Consider the following 15,144-nt stretch of genomic DNA (forward strand, 5'->3'; position numbering starts at 1 on the left):
TAGTTTTAATAAGGATATAAAATTATGACAGTAACAGTAGATAGTCTGCGATTATCCGCACTGGTCTTGATGCTAAGTAGCAGCGCGATTAGTGCCGCACCGGTTGCTATCCCGCCTACCGGTTACACATTGGAGCGCGTGGTTATTTTGAGCCGCCATGGTGTCCGCTCGCCGACCAAACAAACACAGTTAATGAATGATGTAACCCCCGACAAGTGGCCGCAATGGCCGGTCGCCGCAGGATACTTAACCCCCCGAGGTGCACAATTAGTAACATTGATGGGCGGATTCTATGGCGATTACTTCCGTAGCAAAGGGTTACTCGCGCCAGGGTGCCCAACTGATACGGCTATCTATGCGCAGGCCGATATTGATCAACGAACGCGTTTAACCGGGCAGGCATTTCTTGATGGAATAGCACCGGGGTGCGGCCTGAAAGTACATTATCAGGCTGATCTGAAAAAAGTGGATCCGCTATTTCACCCGGTCGATGCGGGGGTGTGTAAGTTAGATTCGACACAGACCCATCAGGCTGTTGAGGAGCGACTGGGTGCGCCATTAAGTGAACTGAGCCAGCGCTATGCTAAACCCTTTGCCCAGATGGGCGAGGTATTGAACTTTGCAGCATCGCCTTACTGTAAATCACTACAACAGCAAGGAAAAACCTGTGATTTTGCCCAATTTGCAGCGAATGAAATCACGGTGAATAATACCGGGACAAAAGTCTCGCTCAGTGGACCATTGGCGCTATCATCAACCTTGGGTGAGATCTTCCTGCTACAGAATTCACAAGCGATGCCCGATGTTGCCTGGCATCGGTTAACGGGAGAAGAAAATTGGATCTCGTTATTATCGTTGCATAATGCGCAATTTGATTTAATGGCCAAAACACCTTATATCGCTCGTCATAAGGGCACTCCATTATTGCAACAGATCGAGACCGCACTCGTCCTTCAGCGCGATGCTCAGGGACAAACACTGCCGTTATCACCACAAACCAAAGTTCTTTTCCTTGGTGGGCATGATACGAATATTGCCAATATTGGCGGAATGTTGGGTGCCAATTGGCAACTACCACAGCAACCCGATAATACACCGCCCGGTGGAGGGTTAGTCTTTGAGCTATGGCAGAACCCAGATAATCATCAACGCTATGTCGCGGTGAAAATGTTCTATCAAACCATGGAGCAATTACGAAATGCTGAGAAACTAGATTTGAAAAACAATCCGGCAGGTAGGATTCCTGTTGCGATTGAAGGTTGTGAAAACAGCGGAGAGGACAAACTTTGTCAGCTTGAGACCTTCCAAAAGAAAGTGGCTCAGGCGATTGAACCGGCTTGTCATATTTAAATAACGCTGATCCGACGGGCGGCCATTAACACCCGCCGGATATATTATTGGGAGTTGATGATAATAAGTATTGGCTAGGATTCCACTCTCTATTGTTATAGTTTATGGCTATCATGGTTGTGTTGTTAAATGCCATAATTATATAAATAGCAAGGTTATATAAAAATGATGGGGCGACCTTTTAATACAGGTGCCCCAGCATATTAGTGCCACTGCTAATAAATTAGCTTTTCAATTTTTGCCAAGAAAGTCGCATGTCTAAATCTATTCATTATATGCACTCACGACTATTAGCCTAGTCTGACTAAATCGAAAGGCACATAACGTTCACCTGTTTGCTGCAATTCAACCACTCTTTCCCGTTCGGCCTGTACTGGGGCCAGCCCGTCGGCATGGATAGCTTTTGCCACGTCAATCTCACCGGTTTGTGCGACCATTACACGTTTTCCCGGGATAATTTGGTTTCTGTTTCTGTCATAGACCTTAACCATATTAACCTCCAATCGCTATCTGATCAGATTCCATGATTATAAGCTATATAATAAAACTGCTATCTAAAATCACAAACAGAGCAATAATATACCCTATATGGATTGTGCTCGATGAGGCTAATCTATTTACCTCAAGTAAAACCATTGCGGAGTTGGCTTACATAACGTGAGAAATTATATTTATTTTTTATCGAGGATCAAGCTTAACAATGATTTTTTTTGCTAATTTACTCGCGATATAACCGGTGCGGTTTGGCAATGATATTTTTAATCACTAATCCGCCGAGTTGGCGGATTAGTGGAATCTCTGTATGGATTATATTAGTGCTTTCTGTGTCAATGATTCCAGTATCTTTAACGGGGATTGCTCAGGGTGTTTCATGCCGGTAACCGGCAATAGGAAAGTTTGTTCTAACATATATTGCCCACCCATTGCGGCATGGGGGGTTTGATCAGAAAAACAGATCCAACTGCTGCCCGATGGGAAATCAATCGCTTGTTGTGAGCCATTCTTCTGATAATCCAAATCGGACTTCATTTTGTCGTGTAACTGAAGCATCAAATGGTCGTAATGGCTGCGACGGCGTTTAGTGATACCCACTTTATTTTGTAGCCAACTACTGATAGGGGAGTAGTCATCCAGTTGCGGTAAATAACGGCTGGCCAACTGGGTGAAATTTTCGCCAACACGCCATGACCGGGGTTCACCCTGAGGGTTGATATTGGTGAAGATACGGATGATACGTTCGCCATAATTGGGGCGTGAAGGGAATGCATCAACATGTAGGCGGCTATCGTCTTTACGCCATGATGTGTTATCACGCCAGGCCGCAACCGGGTGTAAACGTAAACTATTGGTTGGGCTGTGCAGGGCAGATTTATACTCTGGCAATAGTTGATTAATTAAATTTAAGCAACGTTGGTAATAGCGTTCAAGTAACTGACGGGTTAAGGTAATTTTGCTTTCATCAATAACACCCGTTAACGTGCCTTCCACTGGCTTGAAGCTGATATTTTTACGCTTAACATCAACCAATGCAGGGTTGAGCAGTTGTTTCTCCTGTTCACTTAGTGCAAAGGCCAGATGAGGTAAAAATAGCACTTTACCTTGTTCTAGAGCCTCAATAGCGCGGGCATTTTCTGTTTCACTCTGATCCCAACTGCTGTTGGGGAGTGTTAGAATCAATGACTCCGGCACCTGGCTTAGGGTTTCACTGCTCATCAACTATCCATTTTTTGATATCTATCTAATGGTAGGAAGCATAACTCTTTATTATAAATAAAGTGAGCCTGGAGGCACATATTTTAGATTTTTGTGCCCCTGATTGGCTGCATTAATGGGGGTAATCGCCGCATAATAGGGGATGATTTTACGATTGAGGTATGAATTTCGGCGTGTTCAGACCAATGGTCAGTGATGGCATCTAATTGCTCCAATGACTGAAGGTATAGACGGCTAATAAAGCAATCGCCACCGGTTACTTTGTCACACTCAACACATTCTGGTGTCTCCTGGATCATCTTTGCAACGCTATGCAGCATTCCCGTCAAGGGTTTGACCCGGACAATGGCTTGCAAGTTATAACCGAAAGCTCGCGGGTCTAAGTCTAGAGTGTAACTGCGGATGATATTACGTTCTTCAAGACGCCGCAGACGTTCGGATGTACTCGGAGAGGAGAGGTCCACTTGTTGTGACAGATCTTTTAGAGATATCCGAGAATTTTCCGCTAAAATAGCAATCAGTTGTTCATCAATTTTATCCATACCTATTAGCCTCTTTTTATTAGGAGCATTAACCTTATTATAGGCAACATTTTAGCGTATTAACGATATCTGCCTAACAAAACTAATGAGTATGCTGGATAAAAAGGCTACTTTGATATAACGATTAAAGCCCCATACGGGGCATAAGTGTTATGAATACGGGTATTTACTGCCCAATAACTGACGAACTGGCTAACGAGGAGGTGACGTTTGGTTCATTAAACCGTGAGGGCTTTTTTTGTAAATAAGCCAAATCATAGACATCATAAAAATCTATTTCGCCTTTATTATTAATAATATGCTTAAAGCGAAGTTTAAAGTCATCACTGATATTCTTGTTATTTAATATTTCATCAATTGCTTGTGTTGATAACGCACGACTAAAGAACCACTCTCCGTTGTAGCAAACGCGTAAGTCAAGAATGCCAATATCCTCAAACTTAAATACAGGTTTGATTTCCATCATAAGGATGGCTGACATCAGGACAAAGAAAGCGGTAAATGCAATCATGTAGCCTGTGCCAAAGTATGGCGTTAAGTACATCAAAACTAAGACGAAAAAATATGACACTAGCATTGCCAGGCAAAGGTAGGGATGTTTGTAGACAAAATCGCTGTTAAATTTTAACCGGCCATCTCTTTTTTCTTTTTGATTTATTCTTGCGATGTCGTCAATTAATATTTTTTTAATTATGTCCATAATTATGACCTTGTGATTAATGACTCATAAAAATTAAACCATAATGGTTTGTTATAGATTAACATAGAAGATCAAATCTAAAGTATATCAGTTCAATAAATTAGTTAGCTAAACTGTTATAGGCTGACAAGGGATAATAGTGATGTATATTATTTACTCATCCGCAGAAATCAACCCTTGAGTGTCGATTTCTGCGGATGAGTATAAATAATAGCGGTTTTTATCGTTTTGCATTGCTTTAAACGGTCAAAACAATTTTCCCGATATGTGTACTGCCTTCCATCAACTCATGCGCTTTCGATGCTTCTTCCAGTGGGAATGTCTGGCAGATTTGCGGCTTCATATTGCCCTTACCCAGTAAAGGCCAGACTTGCTTTTCCAGTTCTTGGGCGATCAGTGCCTTTTCTGCAACGCTACGAGAGTGCAATGTGGATCCGGTGTGTGTCAGGCGTTTTAGCAACATTAACATCAGGTTAAGATCTTTAGCATTACCATTTTGTGTACCAATTTGAACAATACACCCATTCATGGCCGCAGCTTCATAATTGCGCCCGACATACTCTCCAGCAATTAAATCAACAATAACATCAGCCCCTTTACCGGCAGTAGCGCGTTTAGTTTCAGTGACAAAATCTTGGGTGTGGTAGTTAATAGCAACATCTGCCCCTAACTTCAGGCACGCTTGACGTTTTTCCTCTGAACCCACAGTGACAATCACTGTCTGTGCGCCAAATGCTTTGCTCAGTAATATTGCGGTGGTCCCAATACCCGAAGATCCGCCGTGAATTAAGACTGTTTCGCCGGCGCTAAAATGGCCTCGTTGGAATAGGTTGGTCCATACGGTAAAGAATGTTTCAGGTAATGCCGCTGCTTCAATATCAGTAAGGGGGGAGGGAATAGGTAAGGCATTGGTTTCATGTATGACACAGTATTGCGCATAGCCCCCACCAGCTATCAGCCCACAGACTCTGTCTCCGATCTTAAAACGGCTCACATCAGCCGCAATGGCGACCACTTCGCCGGCAACTTCTAATCCAGGAATATCTGAGGCCCCCGGCGGCGGCGCATACTGACCACGACGTTGCATCACATCAGGGCGGTTAACACCTGCGGCTGAAACTTTAACTAATATTTCGCCCGCAGCAGGCATCGGTGTTGGACGCTGTACGGCTGCTAAGACTTCAGGTCCACCAGACTGAGTGATTTCAATTGCGACCATATTCGCCGGGAGGTGCGTTAACGCTGTCATAATATTCCTCTTGTCGCCTAAAAGTGGTAAGTCCGATGCTATGCCGGTGACTACGAGACTATCTTAGTCTGGTAATGGAAATAATTCATGACGAGAATGTGCTTAAGTGATGACAAAAATAAGCGTCAGAAAACATCAGTGAAGTAGAAAACAAAAAAAGCGCCCAACAGAGTGGGCGCACAAATTTGCAAAGGAGTCGTGCATGTATGGCTTACTTGCAGGGCTACAATCAAGACTAAGAGATGTTTGGAACGCTTTGATTGTATGAACATTACTTTTCTTACGCTATAGGTATAAATCTGAAATTGTGGACCAGGATAACCCGCGGCATACGGTGACGAGATAGCCACCGTACGCCGCGCTAAGCTTAAGCCTAACCCTTATAGTGCCAGCAGACCTGATAGTGATAGCTTTCATCCGTCAGCAAGTGATCAGCGTGAACACTAGGGCTCCATGAGTCGTCACCACCGACCCCCATATGAAAACCATCGATATTCAACCAGGTACCTTGATCGGGTTTTAGTAAGTGCTGGTGGCTGGTTATCATCAGTTGCTGCGTGCTGTAACGGCTGATACCAAAATGGAACCGACCGGTTAATTGCCAGTTTCCGTAACGCAGAGAGTGGGTATTACAGCGTAAGCCATTTTCACTCGGGAAAATGTAGGGTGTGTGCATCTGCTCAAGCGGCTGTGACCACTGACCATATTGTGCTGAAAGCTGCCGGTCAGGATAGTTTTCATGTGGCCCTAACCCTTGCCAGTCAACATATGGAGCGAGATCTGATAGTTGGCAGCACATACCGATTCTGGCCGGAGGGGGAAGTGATGTTGCCACTTCAACCTGAACATCAATGGTCATACGGCCTTGCTGATCAAAACGGTATAACCAATGTGAATGCAATAGCACTTCATTGGCAAACTCATAGCTGTAGTCGGCACAGATTTGTATTGAGTGGGAGAGGCTATCAGCGTGTAATGATAGACAACGTTGTTCCAACTGATACATTCCCGCCTTTTTCCAGCGTTCGACCCAGGCGTTGGGGTCGATACGGGTTGCTTCGCTAATACCGATATCGTTATCCAGTGGCGCCCGAACAAATTGATCACGCAGCGGGCTAAGTAACACCGGTAATTCACCCACCCACCATTGTTCCAGCAAGCCAGTCTGACGATTGAACTGCCAACGCTGTTGCTGGTGAGTCACCATAATCGAGTGCGCATCTTGGATGAGCTGAAGCTCGCTTGGCTCGGTACTATTTAGCTCAGTGCTATTTGGCACAGAGCGGCGGGGTATAGATAGCGCCCGAGGTAAACGCCATTGATGCCAGGCGCTGCGATGGTTGCTGGCTGCCCAAGGTGTTTCTGTTCTCAGCCTGACGTCAACGTTTAACCATAAATGGCCGGGTTTATCTGTCAGGGGTAATTGCTCTGCCAGCCTGTAGTGCTGCGTAGTCTCAGGAGATAAATCAAGAGAAAAGTCACCTTCCTGTATCAATTTGCCGTCTAATTCAATTCGCCAATAGAGCTGTTCATTATCACTGTGTCTGAACAGATATTCACTGGTGACACTTATCACCAGTGGCGTGGTACTCAGTAATGAAAATTGGAAAAACTGCTGCGCGCATTGTGCTTCGTACAAGCTGGGATGAGGGCTGCGGTCAGGGAAAACTAACCCGTTCATACAAAATTGGCGGTCATTGGGGCTATCACCAAAATCACCGCCATAAGCCCAGTAAGGTTCACCATTCTCATCATCGCGGATAAGGCTTTGATCTACCCAATCCCAAATAAAACCACCCTGTAACCGAGGATATTGGCGGAATGCCTGCCAGTAACGGGCAAACCCACCGAAGCTATTACCCATTGCATGAGCGTATTCACACAGAATCAATGGGCGAGATTCATCAGGCAAACCAATCCATTTCTTGATTGCCCACTTGGGCACCGCTGGGAAAGGTTGGTCCTCATCCACGCGAGCATACATTGGGCATACAATATCGGTCGCGAGCGTATTTGCGCCGCCGCCTTCGTATTGTACCGGACGTGTCGGGTCATTGGTTTTAATCCAGCGATAGAGGGCATCATGGGTTGCGCCATGGCCAGATTCGTTGCCCAAAGACCAAATAATGATACAGGCGTGATTACGGTCACGCTGAACCATGCGCGTAACCCGTTCGCTGAAAGCAGAGAACCACTGAGGATCGTCCGCGAGACGCCCCATCGGTTGCATACCGTGTGTTTCAATATTGGCTTCGTCCACAACATACAGACCATAGCGATCACACAGGCGGTACCACAATGGATGGTTTGGATAGTGTGAGCAGCGCACGGCATTAAAGTTATGCTGTTTCATCAGAATGATGTCTTGCCGCATGCTCTCTTCATCGATGGTCTGACCGGTTTGCGGATGATGTTCATGACGGTTCACCCCCCGAATCAATACCGCTTTACCATTAACTTTAAGCAGACCCTGGTGGATGGTAACTTGTCGAAAACCGACATCATAGGCTTCTGAGTCAATCAATTCTTGCTGCTGAGTGAGCAGCGAAATCACGGCGCGATACAGCGTGGGTTGTTCTGCACTCCATAAAGAGGGAGATTCCACCCGCAGCTTAAGATGGGTGCGATCAGTGTATTGCCCGCGTTCATCAATGGCTTGGGTACCTAGCGGTTGCTGCAAACTGCTAATTAACTTATCTGCCAGCCACAATTGTACGCGGACTTGATAAGCCCCAGTTATCTGTGGATCGTTGATGCTGAGTGGAGGAATATTTATCGCTGCCATTACCTCTAAATTGGCAAAGCTGAACTCCGGGGACAAATGTGTGGCGATATGGATATCCCGCAAATGGATCGCTGGTTTGTGAAGCAAACTGACATCACGGAAAATACCGCTCATGCGCCACATATCCTGATCTTCCAGATAACTGCCATCACTCCAACGTAAAACCAGAACGGCGATACGGTTATCACCCGCCTGTAAGTAAGGAGTGAGATCGAACTCAGCAGGCAGGCGACTGTCTTGGGAATAACCCACCCATTTCCCGTTACACCACAGATAAAATGCGGAACTGACACCATCAAAAATAATGCGTGTTTGGCCTGATGAGAGCCAATCTGGCTCTAAAACGAAATTACGCGAATAACAACCGGTCGGGTTCTGTTGTGGTACTCGCGGCGGGTCGACCGGAATAGGGTATTGGACGTTAGTGTAAATCGGGGTGTCGTAACCATGGCGTTGCCAGTTGGCGGGGACTGGCAGTAATCTCGCTCCCGATAAATCGTGCTCAACCCACTCATCTGGTACTCTTTCTGGCTGGTCGAAATAGTTGAATGACCATTGTCCGTTGAGTAAACACCATTGTGGCGAAGGGGTATCATTTTTTGCGCTGTCGCTATCACGCCAACTGTAAAAGGGAGGATGTGCTTCAAGGCGGTGATACTGCGTCACCTGCGGGTTCTCCCAATCTCTGCGTGACAAAATCTGCGATAGGGGCGGTTGAACCTGCTGTTGAACCTTCTGCTGTGACGTCATGATATCAGCCTCATTTCTGCGATGTGCGTGGATACTTTTTGTGCTGGTAAGTGATCAAAGGGTAAAAATGTTATGCGCTCACAATTGTGTTGGGGTAAAGATGAATTCAACGACAGATAAAGTAAATAGTGGTTGGATAAATAGTCGAGAGTGATCGCATTTATTCGTTTTTAAGGATAGAGCGCTTAAAGCGTGCTGTTGTTTGGCGTATTGTCAGTTCAGTGGCTAACAAGAGAGACTCAGAAGGTAGCTCAATTGAGTGGTGCAGCCTGACAATCAGGCGGGAAACGCTCTCTTCTCCTAATTGCTTGAAGTCCTGCCTGACAGTCGTCAGTGGCGGTTGGAAATAGGCGCTGTCTGCGGTGTCATCGTAACCAATGACCGAGACGTGCTCAGGGACATTGATATTATGCTCATGCAGAGCGCGTAATACACCAAGAGCCATTTGATCGTTAGCGACCAAAATGGCGCTAAAAGGGATGTTGCTGGTAATGAGTTGCAGTGTGGTCTGATAGCCGCTTTTGGCATTCCACTCACCGTGATAGACCGCCTGCGGTATTAACGAGGCATCATTGAGTACCTGTAACCAGCCCTGATAACGTAACTGGGCTGAAATGGCATTTTTGGGCCCACAGATAAGGGCAATCTGCTGATGGCCTAAGCTAATTAGGTGTTCAGCCCCCTGAACTGCCCCGACCTTGGCGTCAAACAGAACACTGAAGGCGGTAGATTGTGGATCAACATCCAAGAACAGCACTGGAGTATCAGCACACTGTTGGACAATTTTCTCGCAGCCTTTGGGCTTCAGCGGAATATTCACTAAGATCCCGTCCACCCGTTGAGCTAATAGCTCATTTATGGCTTGCTGGCAGGCTGGGCCAGTTTGATCATCAACCATGGCAATCACTATTGCGTATCCCAACTCGCGGGCTTTGCTTTTTATCGCTGCGGCTATTTGAGAGGGGGCATGCAACGCGAGATCTGCCGTTGCCAGCCCAAGCGTAAGGCTATGTTTCCCCGCTAATTGCTGTGCTACGCGGTTCGGAACATAGTTTAAGTCAGCCATGGCCTGTTCGACCTTGCTGCGGGTTTTTGGCGAGACATGAAGGGCCTGGTTTAAAACACGTGATACGGTTTGATATGACACTCCCGCCTGACGTGCAACATCATCTAAGGTGACAGACTTCGGCCTCATGTGTTCCTCTCAGGGGTAGGTGGCTGCATATTATAGCAAACTCATGAGATAAACTTTCAGTACCCATCGGAAAACATGACGTGAAACAGCCTATTTAATATATTTTGCTCTTTTTATTATCGCCAGCGTTTGGGCAGCAGTAGTTTAGTAACAATAAATTTTATGATTATTCTGCGTAAAAGTGGGCATCAAGAGTATAATTAATAGCTTTTTTGGTTTTATTTTAGCCATGCAAACAAGAATCTGTAGTTTGCCCGCTAAAAAGAGTTGCTATTAAAAGCCGGTCATGAGTTAATGCGTCTCGGCCTGTGGTACAGACCTATTTATGCACGACATCTTGAGTAAAGTGGTTCATATTTAAAGCGTTATCGTTGATAGCTCTTCACTGACGAATTTCCTTCATAGTGCCTCCATAAGTAACGACTGATAACCGGCTATAACACGCCCATGGTGGCAAATTTTTTTAATAAAGGAAATACACATGTCTAACATGATGAAAGGTCAAGTAAAGTGGTTCAACGAGTCTAAAGGCTTCGGTTTCATCACTCCAGCTGATGGCAGCAAAGACGTGTTCGTTCACTTCTCTGCAATCCAAGATCAAGGCTTCAAGACCCTGGCTGAAGGCCAGAATGTACAGTTCTCTATCGAGAACGGTGCTAAAGGTCCGTCTGCAGCAAACGTAACTGCAATCTAATTGGCCTTTGGCTGATTATAAAAAAACCCGCTAAGGCGGGTTTTTTACTTTCAGGCATCCAGCAAGATCCTCTGTTTTATCCCCTCGATTCTGATTAACTCAGCTTCTCTTACTCAGTAAGCCAATACTGTTCTGCCCTCGAATATATTCGCCAAAAGCATACCGTTGTTTATACGTAAACCTTATCATTCTCACCTTATTCTGTACTACACTAGCAGCATTGATTTAATTGAAGGTAATATCATGAAAGTGAATGATCGGGTGACAGTAAAAACCGATGGCGGCCCACGGCGTGAGGGGGTTGTGTTAGAGGTTGAGCAGTTTAGTGAGGGTATTATGTATCTGGTTTCGTTGGAAGATTACCCCGCAGGTGTCTGGTTCTTTAACGAGATTGATAGCCATGATGGCACCTTTGTCGAGCCGCTTCACCCCTAACATTGGTGTTCTGTCTGTTGTGCTGCGAGCGACGCAATAAAAAACCGGAGGAAGGTGAGTACACCTTGCCTCCGGTTTTGCTATCTAAATATCGTCACTATAGTTTGGTTGAACGGTTTCTGGTGTTAACTCAGAACGTTTCCCAGTTTAGTGAGTCGTCACCGGACTTCTTATTCCCGACCGCGCTCTTCTGTTTGGTGGACATAGGTGCCGGAGTTTTCAGTGACGGGGCAGGGTTGCCGCCTTTTAAATGGAATACTGCAACGGCTTGAGTCAAGATTTCAGCTTGTTGTTCCAAAGAGGCCGCCGCCGCTGACGCTTCCTGAACTAAAGAGGCATTCTGTTGCGTGACATTGTCCATTTCTGAAACTGCCTGGGCAACCTGACTAATACCACGACTCTGCTCATCAGAAGCAGAGGCAATTTCACCCATAATATCAGTTACATGACTAACGGCTGTCACGATCTCATTCATCGCTTTACCGGCATCGGACACCAGAATGGATCCATCACCAATCAGGTCAACCGAGGCCTCAATCAACGATTCTATCTCTTTGGCAGCATCGGCACTGCGCTGTGCCAGATTACGGACTTCACTGGCCACTACAGCAAAACCACGGCCTTGTTCACCCGCCCGGGCAGCTTCAACCGCAGCATTCAGAGCCAGAATATTCGTTTGGAACGCGATACTATTAATTACATTGGTAATTTCAGCAATTTTCATTGAACTGAGGGATATCTTATCCATCGTGCTAACAACATCATTAACGATATCGCCACCCTGGGCAGCTTTACCTGATGCGTTGGCTGCGAGCTGGCTCGCATGATGGGCATTCTCCGCATTTTGTTTTACGGTTGCGGTCAGTTGCTCCATGCTGGCGGCGGTCTGTTCAAGTGATGCGGCTTGTTGCTCGGTACGTGCCGAAAGGTCGGTATTACCCAGTGCAATTTCACTCGATCCTTGGTAAATAGATTCAGCACTGCTGCGCACAGCTTCCACAGTTAGGGATAACGAATCCTGCATTTGTTGAATATTGTTACCCAGCACACCAATTTCATTGCGGCCAAATGAGACCGAACTTTGTGTCAAATCCCCCTGAGCAATACGCTGAATACGTGCTACCAGCCAATTAATCGGCTTGATGATGACTTTGCTGATCACTAAAAAAGCAATTAATGTCAGTAAGATGGCCAGAATAAAAGCGCCTCCCATCAGCATATAACCAAGACGGGCTTGTTGTTGGGCGGTCTGATTAATCTGGTTAGCCCGTTCGGTACGATACTTAACTGCTTTCAGCAGTGGTTCATTATAAGCATCATCCAACTGATTAAGTTTTTCAGCTTCAAGGGAAATAACTTCTTCAAAATGACCTTCTTTCGTCGCGTCGAGCATGAGTTTCATTCCCTCGTCGCGATACTGTTCATAGGCTTTTTTCAATGGTGCATCTAATGCGCTATCCGTTTCGGATTTAACCGGACGGATATAGTAGAGATTAAACATTTGCTGCGATTGAGCGATACGGCTCTCAGCGTTTTTTAGCCCCTGCTGATAACCCTCGGTATCACCGATACGTGCCGCTGATGCTGCTTGAATCAGAATAAGGCGTGCAGTACGCAGGTGGTTCGAACTGTTAGACAGACCCAGGCGGATATCTAGTTCTTGCGTTGCCTCTTGCAGTGATTGGTTACTCTGTTTTAAGAAGTAACCTGACGTCCCAATCGCCGCTGCAAATAAAAGCAGTATTCCCGCCAAGATGGCGATAAACAACGTGACCAGACGCATATTATTAATAAACAATACTTTCGTATTTTTATTCTGTTCTGGCGCTATTTTTATATCCAATGGCTGATGCGTACTTCCACGTTTCATTGTTAGTTCCGTTTCTATAGTCGCTCGAGGAAAGGTCCTTGCCTGATGTACCCGGTATGGTTGAAGCTATAGCCTGGTTCGCTGTAACGCCGATTTACGGTGGGTACAGGCATCGCTACTTAAAGTTAATCCACCCCTATATCTAAAAAAATTTCAACAGTCCTTTAAGAACCTATCGGCAACGGAGCTAAAATAGTTAGGGTTATAAATGGGATCACGATCGCAATTTGGATTAAAGATTGATGGGATTTCTGTAATTGCGTCAATGACTTGATGGTAAGGACAGGGGGATGCTCTCAGTTGGTTGAGTTAGGGGGTATAGGTGTCATTGTGCGCGAGTCTTAGCGAAGGTGATTGAGTATGGGCGCCGACGCGGGGAATGGCAGGTAAGAGTGTTTGAGTTGATTCTCTTATCTCTGTTTTATTCTTATATGCCCCTGACGCATGCTCAATGGCTTGAGTAGAGTATGATGTAATTAATCGATATATTATAAATATTAAGTTTATTGTTTAATTCATTGGGGCTGGTTTAGGTTTTGTTTAGAAATATAGACTTTACATAATTATCACACGCAACTATACTCTTGAAAAATTTCGGTGGAGAAAATAATGGATACGCAAAGTAGTAGTCAAATAAGCAAGGCAAGCTAACCTATCTCTCTACAGATTTGTTGCTTGCCGAAAATGGCGGGCAGCACCCTCTCTTATTTCCTGAGTTGTGCATACCCAAGTAGACCCTTATTACTTGACGTTATCGTGGCGCTGGTGGTGTTTATTCACTTGAAGCCCATGTTTTAGTCAGCGCAACGAGATTCATTCAATCGTTGTCTGGTTATAACGCCAATGAATGTGGGTGTAATATTTAACTCGATGTTTAATCATCGAGGGTAATAATTCGGGTTTTTATTATGGTATTTAACAACCACGCACTTTTTCCTCCTGGCAGAAACACAGGCTATTGCTGATTTATACCCTCGGGTTATATATCTCAGCACAATTACCTGTGTGCTAAATAGCACATGATTATTCTACCAATGATTAATTCATGGAGAGAATCATGGCATTAACTCCTTTTGTCGTAAATTTATTACTGGCGATGTGTTTGGGCGCATTAATTGGCGCTGAAAGACAATGGCGCCAGCGTATGGCGGGCTTACGTACTAATGCATTAGTCGCGACCGGTGCTGCAGTATTTATTCTCAGCTCTTATGCCACATCCCCTGATAGCCCTGGTCGTATCGCCGCTCAAGTTGTTTCAGGCATCGGTTTTTTGGGTGCAGGCGTCATTATGCGTGAAGGCATGAATATTCGTGGCCTGAACACCGCAGCTACACTCTGGTGCTCGGCGGGTATTGGTGTGCTTTGTGGCTTGGGACTGTATTGGAATGCAGTAGCCGCCACTGCCGTTATTCTGTGTGCCAATATATTGTTACGGGAGGCGGCGCAACGGATTAATATGCAGCCTCAACAACAAGCCATAGACCTGGAAGTTCGTTACCGGATTCAGGTCACTTGTGGTGCGGAAGATGAGATATTGGTTCGCACCCTTATTTTACAGGCGTTAAATGGTGTGGCATTACGATTACAGTCACTTTGCAGTGCAGATATTGCCAAACCCGGTCAATTGGAAGTGTGTGCAGAAATAATGGCGACACCCGCAGCGCAAAGAGAAATTGAAAGTATTGTTTGCCGTGTCAGTCTGGAGCGGAGCGTCAGTGCTGTCCATTGGCGTATCGCATCTGAATTACCTGCTTAATAATAAAGTAATTTACTCATTAATAAATTGTTCAATTTTTTGCAATAAATAATTAAATACTGACCCATGTGGTAGTAAGGAGTTGTTATGGACGATCACCCCGGA

General features: G+C 45.5%; 12 protein-coding genes. 4 read left to right on the forward strand and 8 right to left on the reverse strand.

Annotated features, from left to right (window positions below; translation table 11 throughout):
* Window positions 1-24 precede the first annotated feature (24 nt).
* A complete protein-coding gene (locus tag ACWJJO_RS08890; protein ID WP_442821032.1) occupies window positions 25-1,350 on the forward strand; it encodes an AppA family phytase/histidine-type acid phosphatase in 1,326 nt (441 codons plus the stop codon).
* 290 nt (window positions 1,351-1,640) lie between these two features.
* Here the strand turns inward: ACWJJO_RS08890 and ydfZ are convergent, their stop codons facing one another.
* The 7 genes from ydfZ to ACWJJO_RS08925 form a co-directional block, all read right to left on the reverse strand.
* Window positions 1,641-1,841, reverse strand: coding sequence for a putative selenium delivery protein YdfZ (gene ydfZ / locus ACWJJO_RS08895; RefSeq protein ID WP_050084375.1), 201 nt, complete (start codon window positions 1,839-1,841; stop codon window positions 1,641-1,643).
* Window positions 1,842-2,157: 316 nt separating this feature from the next.
* Window positions 2,158-3,063, reverse strand: coding sequence for a Kdo hydroxylase KdoO (gene kdoO, locus ACWJJO_RS08900; RefSeq protein WP_372569009.1), 906 nt, complete (start codon window positions 3,061-3,063; stop codon window positions 2,158-2,160).
* 83 nt (window positions 3,064-3,146) lie between these two features.
* Window positions 3,147-3,605 carry an Lrp/AsnC family transcriptional regulator gene (locus ACWJJO_RS08905; protein WP_481090930.1) on the reverse strand — a complete coding sequence of 153 codons (459 nt, stop codon included), beginning with the start codon at window positions 3,603-3,605 and terminating at the stop codon, window positions 3,147-3,149.
* Between the two features lie 166 nt (window positions 3,606-3,771).
* Window positions 3,772-4,305, reverse strand: a complete 534-nt coding sequence (locus tag ACWJJO_RS08910; RefSeq protein ID WP_083159184.1) for a YlaC family protein — start codon at window positions 4,303-4,305, stop codon at window positions 3,772-3,774.
* 238 nt (window positions 4,306-4,543) lie between these two features.
* Window positions 4,544-5,554, reverse strand: a complete 1,011-nt coding sequence (locus ACWJJO_RS08915; protein WP_481090931.1) for an NAD(P)H-quinone oxidoreductase — start codon at window positions 5,552-5,554, stop codon at window positions 4,544-4,546.
* Between the two features lie 373 nt (window positions 5,555-5,927).
* Window positions 5,928-9,089, reverse strand: coding sequence for a beta-galactosidase (locus ACWJJO_RS08920; RefSeq protein WP_481090932.1), 3,162 nt, complete (start codon window positions 9,087-9,089; stop codon window positions 5,928-5,930).
* Between the two features lie 160 nt (window positions 9,090-9,249).
* Window positions 9,250-10,284: a LacI family DNA-binding transcriptional regulator gene (locus tag ACWJJO_RS08925; RefSeq protein ID WP_083159181.1), complete on the reverse strand. Its 1,035-nt coding sequence runs from the start codon at window positions 10,282-10,284 to the stop codon at window positions 9,250-9,252.
* Between the two features lie 481 nt (window positions 10,285-10,765).
* Between ACWJJO_RS08925 and cspE the strand changes: the two genes are divergently transcribed.
* Together cspE and dsrB are read left to right on the forward strand one after the other, a co-directional pair.
* Complete coding sequence (cspE, locus tag ACWJJO_RS08930) at window positions 10,766-10,978, forward strand: transcription antiterminator/RNA stability regulator CspE (protein WP_002210893.1); 213 nt, start codon at window positions 10,766-10,768, stop codon at window positions 10,976-10,978.
* Window positions 10,979-11,221: 243 nt separating this feature from the next.
* Window positions 11,222-11,413, forward strand: coding sequence for a protein DsrB (dsrB, locus tag ACWJJO_RS08935; RefSeq protein ID WP_372558655.1), 192 nt, complete (start codon window positions 11,222-11,224; stop codon window positions 11,411-11,413).
* 130 nt (window positions 11,414-11,543) lie between these two features.
* Here dsrB and ACWJJO_RS08940 read toward each other — a convergent pair whose 3' ends face one another.
* Window positions 11,544-13,283: a methyl-accepting chemotaxis protein gene (locus ACWJJO_RS08940; RefSeq protein WP_481090933.1), complete on the reverse strand. Its 1,740-nt coding sequence runs from the start codon at window positions 13,281-13,283 to the stop codon at window positions 11,544-11,546.
* 1,057 nt (window positions 13,284-14,340) lie between these two features.
* Between ACWJJO_RS08940 and ACWJJO_RS08945 the strand changes: the two genes are divergently transcribed.
* Window positions 14,341-15,039, forward strand: coding sequence for an MgtC family protein (locus ACWJJO_RS08945; RefSeq protein ID WP_193784678.1), 699 nt, complete (start codon window positions 14,341-14,343; stop codon window positions 15,037-15,039).
* The last annotated feature ends 105 nt before the right edge of the window (window positions 15,040-15,144 follow it).

It is taken from the genome of Yersinia antarctica, from assembly GCF_056636475.1.

Excerpts from the sequence above, each read along its gene's own strand:
- ACWJJO_RS08890 (WP_442821032.1), top strand. The coding sequence starts at position 25 with ATGACAGTAACAGTAGATAGTCTGCGATTATCCGCACTGGTCTTGATG.
- ydfZ (WP_050084375.1), bottom strand. The coding sequence starts at position 1,841 with ATGGTTAAGGTCTATGACAGAAACAGAAACCAAATTATCCCGGGAAAA.
- kdoO (WP_372569009.1), bottom strand. The coding sequence starts at position 3,063 with ATGAGCAGTGAAACCCTAAGCCAGGTGCCGGAGTCATTGATTCTAACA.
- ACWJJO_RS08905 (WP_481090930.1), bottom strand. The coding sequence starts at position 3,605 with ATGGATAAAATTGATGAACAACTGATTGCTATTTTAGCGGAAAATTCT.
- ACWJJO_RS08910 (WP_083159184.1), bottom strand. The coding sequence starts at position 4,305 with ATGGACATAATTAAAAAAATATTAATTGACGACATCGCAAGAATAAAT.
- ACWJJO_RS08915 (WP_481090931.1), bottom strand. The coding sequence starts at position 5,554 with ATGACAGCGTTAACGCACCTCCCGGCGAATATGGTCGCAATTGAAATC.
- ACWJJO_RS08920 (WP_481090932.1), bottom strand. The coding sequence starts at position 9,089 with ATGACGTCACAGCAGAAGGTTCAACAGCAGGTTCAACCGCCCCTATCG.
- ACWJJO_RS08925 (WP_083159181.1), bottom strand. The coding sequence starts at position 10,284 with ATGAGGCCGAAGTCTGTCACCTTAGATGATGTTGCACGTCAGGCGGGA.
- cspE (WP_002210893.1), top strand. The coding sequence starts at position 10,766 with ATGTCTAACATGATGAAAGGTCAAGTAAAGTGGTTCAACGAGTCTAAA.
- dsrB (WP_372558655.1), top strand. The coding sequence starts at position 11,222 with ATGAAAGTGAATGATCGGGTGACAGTAAAAACCGATGGCGGCCCACGG.
- ACWJJO_RS08940 (WP_481090933.1), bottom strand. The coding sequence starts at position 13,283 with ATGAAACGTGGAAGTACGCATCAGCCATTGGATATAAAAATAGCGCCA.
- ACWJJO_RS08945 (WP_193784678.1), top strand. The coding sequence starts at position 14,341 with ATGGCATTAACTCCTTTTGTCGTAAATTTATTACTGGCGATGTGTTTG.